Source organism: Mesorhizobium sp. P3_A9, assembly GCF_056402975.1.
Genome location: NZ_JBFUGJ010000563.1, coordinates 1 through 2504, shown reverse-complemented (window position 1 = coordinate 2504; position 2504 = coordinate 1). Strand labels below are relative to the sequence as shown.

At 63.3% G+C, this 2504-nt stretch carries 3 protein-coding genes; 1 reads left to right on the top strand and 2 read right to left on the bottom strand.

The features are described 5' to 3' along the window. Positions 1-272, bottom strand: a 272-nt coding sequence (locus AC1DX0_RS34485) for a LysR family transcriptional regulator (protein WP_477358845.1), incomplete at its 3' end; no start/stop codon positions are given. A 101-nt stretch (positions 273-373) separates the two neighbouring features. On the opposite strand from AC1DX0_RS34485, the gene AC1DX0_RS34480 reads away from it, so the two are divergent. Next, positions 374-1165 (top strand): alpha/beta fold hydrolase, encoded by a 792-nt coding sequence (locus AC1DX0_RS34480; protein WP_477223469.1) that lies wholly within the window; start codon positions 374-376, stop codon positions 1163-1165. Positions 1166-1216: 51 nt separating this feature from the next. On the opposite strand, the gene AC1DX0_RS34475 is transcribed toward AC1DX0_RS34480, so the two are convergent. Next, the gene (locus AC1DX0_RS34475) at positions 1217-2215 is read right to left on the bottom strand and encodes a hypothetical protein (RefSeq protein ID WP_477358843.1); all 999 of its coding nucleotides are present in this window, start codon (positions 2213-2215) and stop codon (positions 1217-1219) included. Positions 2216-2504 lie beyond the last annotated feature (289 nt).

Genomic DNA, 2504 nt, shown 5'->3' with positions numbered 1-2504 from the left:
CCCATCGAGAGCTGGGCGGCATGGACGCGCAGGCCTTCCAGCTCGCGCAGCAGCGCTTGCGCRCGGCGGTGGAACGACAGCCCCGCCTCGGTCGCACGCACGCGATAGCCGCCGCGATCCAGCAGGACGAGGTCGAGTTGCCGTTCGAGCTTGGCGACGGCGGCGAACACCGCCGGATGCGAGCGGTGCAGCAGGGCCGCCGCCGGCTGAAAGCCGCCGGTGCGGATTACCGCATCGAAGCACTGCAGATCGTGCAAGGTGAATTCGGCCATGTCAGCTTTATCTACAGAGATTATCCTATCTTTGTAATATCAACAAAAACGCGTCGCGACTACGCTTTGTCTCATTCAACGTTCCAGAAGGAATTTTCGTCATGAGTGAGCTGAATTTCGTGACCATCGGCGATGGCACGCGCATCGCCTATCGCTTCGACGGCGATGCCACAAAGCCGGTGCTGGTGTTGTCGAACTCCATCGGCACCACGCTGCATATGTGGGACGGGCAGATCGGTGAACTGTCCAGGCATTTCCGTGTTCTGCGCTACGACTTTCGCGGCCATGGCGGGTCAAGCGCGCCGGTCGGCGCCTATTCGCTCGACCGGCTCGGCCGCGACGTGATCGAGCTGCTCGATGCGCTCGGCCTTGGGCGTGTGCATTTCCTCGGCCTGTCGCTCGGCGGCTTCGTCGGGCAGTGGCTCGGCATCCACGCGCCCGAGCGGATCGACCGGCTGATCCTGAGCAACACCTCGTCCCATCTTTCGCCGGCAAGCTATTTCGACGAGCGGATTGCCGTTGTCCGGCAGGCGCCGGACATGTCGGAAACCGCCGAGGTGTTCCTCAACAACTGGTTCCCCGCGCCGATGGTGGCGGCCAACGAGCCGGTCATCGAGGACTTCCGCGCCATGCTGTTGACGATCGACCGGCTGGGTCTGGCCGGCCTTTTCGCGGCGGTGCGCGATGCCGACCTTCGCCGCACGGTGGCGCTGATCAACCGGCCGACGCTGGTAATCGCCGGCGAGCATGACACGGTGACAGCGGCCAGCCACAGCGAGTTGATCACGGCAGCGGTGCCCGGTGCGAAGCTGGTTGTCCTGCCCGCGGTTCACCTGTCGAACGTGGAATACCCGGCCGAATTCATAAAGGCCGTGCTCGATTTTCTGCGCTGAGCCAGCGCGCTATCCCGTGGAGTCCGCTGTTCCCGTATGGTCGAGCGGACCTCACGGCTCCTTGCACATCGGCAGCGGCTGGGCTGGCGGTGCCGGATGATCYTTCYTGTAYTGSKCGATSATCGGTTCGAGGGTYTTYCGCGGCCAGAATTTCGGSGCRCCGATTTCCTTCAGGCAGGATGCGTTCCAATAGGGTGCCTCACCGGATGGCGAATGGCCCTTTGCCGCCTGCGAGACGGCGGCGATGTCGCGCGATTCCGGGTAGATGTAGAGCGTTGTCGGGTTGTCCTTGACCATCGCGATGATCTGCTGCGCATCCGCCGGCGACCAGCTGGTGCAGCCATTGCTGCGGCCGCCGGCATAGTCCACCAGCTTGCCGAACGGCACCAGACCATCATGGTCGGCATAGGAGCTGTTTGGGCTTTTGCGCATGCACATGGCCCGCAGCACCTGCGCCGCATGGCCGCCGATCACGCGCTGCCTGGCGTTGGCGGTTTCGCCTTCGCCGTCGAACTGGATGAAGGTGCGCAGGAAGGCCGCGTCCTGTTTCGCTCCTGTGCGGTAAAAGCCCTTGAACGACGTCTTCGCCTCGCGGGTCATGTAGGCGCCACCGGCCGTCAGTTCCGAATCCATGGCATTGCCGAAATTCTTGGAGCACCGCCTGCCATTTGAAAAATCGACCGTGCCTTTCAGGTTCTTGCCGGCCCCGTGACCCGATGCGATGGCGCGAAACGACTGGCTGGCTTCGCAGACAACGTAGTAGCGGCGCCCGAGCACGCCATTGCCGAGATCGCCGGGACGTGTGGCGTCCATGGCGAAATAGCAGGGGTTCCTGACGGCGCCTTGCGCCACCTTTTTCAGGTAGAGCGCGCGCGCCCGCTCCAGCACCACTTGTGAGATCTGGCCGTCGCTGTCGCCGACATGGGCCTGCAGCCAGGCCGGGATAGCCGAGGGCGCGGCAAAGGACCGGACCGTCGCCGCCAAGGCAATGACGATGACGAGAAGGCTGAGGGTGACGACGACACCCAGAGGGACAGATCTCAACCGCACCGGTTTCAATTCTCCTGCCGAAGCCATGCGAATCCTTGTTGCCGCACGCAGCCAATCATAAAATGTCTCGCGGCAATCGGCGAAACACATCTTGTTTAGCGCGCCCGCAAGTTCCCACGAACCGGGGCGGCGCGCAAACCGCCCATAGACCGGGATGCTGGTCCAAGGCTTGCGGCCGATGTCTCCGTGGACATGCGTGATTTTCGATCGGCCGATTTTCGACCCATGGGGATTGCGCTATGATCTGATTCTGGCGTGGCCCACGCCTCCTCCCTCCACCGGGAAAGCA

Bases quoted from the DNA above. Each gene is read 5' to 3' on its own strand.
- AC1DX0_RS34480 (WP_477223469.1), top strand. From the start codon at position 374: ATGAGTGAGCTGAATTTCGTGACCATCGGCGATGGCACGCGCATCGCC.